The organism is Aminobacter sp. P4_D5, from assembly GCF_056401815.1.
Genome location: NZ_JBFUIP010001428.1, coordinates 1 through 514, shown reverse-complemented (window position 1 = coordinate 514; position 514 = coordinate 1). Strand labels below are relative to the sequence as shown.

General features: G+C 67.9%; 2 pseudogenes. Both read right to left on the bottom strand.

Annotated elements, in window-relative coordinates:
- Nucleotides 1–279 (bottom strand): annotated as a pseudogene (locus tag AC1DWF_RS38795) (ABC transporter permease); the annotation flags it as partial.
- Nucleotide 280: 1 nt separating this feature from the next.
- Nucleotides 281–514 (bottom strand): annotated as a pseudogene (locus AC1DWF_RS38790) (hypothetical protein); the annotation flags it as partial.

Below are 514 nucleotides of genomic sequence, written 5' to 3'. Positions count from 1 at the left end.
CTTCTGGAGGATGAGCTGCAAGGCCGGCTCGTTGAATACGAAGCTGCGGCCGAGATCGCCCTGCACCGCCCGGAACAGGAAGGTCAGGTATTGCTGCCAGAGCGGCAGATCGAGGCCAAGCGCCTTGATGGCGCGCTCGCGCTCCATCTGGTCGGCGTCGGGCGAGATCAGGATCTCGACGGGGTCGCCGATGGCGTAGACGCCGACGAAGACGATGACGCTCATGGCGAGCATCACCAGCAGCGCCTGGAGCAGCCGCCGCAGGAGGTAGACGGTCATCTCAGCGGGCCGCCCCAGGGGCGGCAGAAACCGGGCGCACGTCCTGCGCGCGGGTCAGCTCGTCCGCGCGCGGCGTCACCACGAAGCCGCGTCGGGCGGCCCAGATGTTGGTCTGGATGTGCAACGGGATGAGCGCCACGTCGTCGAGCGCCATCCTCTCCAGCTCGATGAGCCGCGTCTGCCGCGCCTCCTCGTCCAGCATCTGCGAGGATTCCTCGAGACCGCGATCCAGCTC